Raw genomic sequence first — 842 nt, 5'->3', positions numbered from 1 at the left:
GAGGCCGAGCGGGCGCGCGACGAGGATCGCGAGGCGAGGCAGCTTGCGTTTTTGAAGCGATTCACCGTGTTCAATGTCGACCAGTGCGAGGGTCTGCCCGAGCAGCTGACGGTGACGGAGAAGGGCCAGCCGGTGGGGGAGGGGGACCGTATCCCCGCTGCACATGCGCTAATGGAAGCGTGCGGCGCCGACATCCGGATCGGGGGAGGCGAGGCCTATTTCAGCCCGGGCGGCGACTATGTCGCGGTGCCACCGCAGCTCGTTTTCTACAACCGGATCAATTGGTATCGGACCGTGCTGCACGAGCTGGGGCACTGGACCGGGCATGGCTCGCGCCTCGGCCGCGATCAGACCGGAGTGTTCGGCAGCGCCGCCTATGCCCGCGAGGAACTGGTCGCGGAAATGACGAGCGCGTTCACCTGCGCATCTTTGGCGATCCGGCCGACAGTTCGGCACGCCGATTATGTTGGGAGCTGGCTGGCGGTGCTGCGCGAGGATGAAAAGGCGATCTTCCGTGCGGCGAGCGCTGCCAGCAAGGCGGCCGATTACCTGCTCGGCTTCGTCTCGGACGAGGGGGCGGGGCAATGATGCGCTGGCTTCGCCTGCGGCGGATGCGCTGCGCATTTCGTGCCCTCCCCGAGCGCGACCGGGCAATCTTCGGATCGGTGCGGTTCGACGATTTGGACTACGTCGAAACGGCCAGGCGGCATGGCTGCACCGTAGCGGAGGTGGAAGAGACCATCACCCGCGTAATCATTGCGCTCGACCGCGCTCTCCGGGGCAAATCACCATGACCGAGGCCACACCTCGCCCGGCGGCGCCGGGCGAGGTGTACGCCGCGG

Annotated in this window: 2 protein-coding genes; both read left to right on the top strand. The window is 66.9% G+C overall.

The annotated features are described in order from the left end of the window. Positions 1-588: ArdC family protein (locus SAZ01S_RS23350; RefSeq protein ID WP_084584711.1), on the top strand; the 588-nt coding region annotated here is incomplete at its 5' end. After that, a complete protein-coding gene (locus SAZ01S_RS23345) occupies positions 585-794 on the top strand; it encodes a sigma factor-like helix-turn-helix DNA-binding protein (protein WP_084584710.1) in 210 nt (69 codons plus the stop codon). The genes SAZ01S_RS23350 and SAZ01S_RS23345, both read left to right, overlap by 4 nt. The last annotated feature ends 48 nt before the right edge of the window (positions 795-842 follow it).

Origin of the sequence: Sphingomonas azotifigens NBRC 15497, from assembly GCF_002091475.1 — a bacterium.
GTDB lineage: Bacteria > Pseudomonadota > Alphaproteobacteria > Sphingomonadales > Sphingomonadaceae > Sphingomonas > Sphingomonas azotifigens.
The sequence above is the reverse complement of the archived record's forward strand: the minus strand, read 5'-3'. Positions and strand labels throughout refer to the sequence as shown.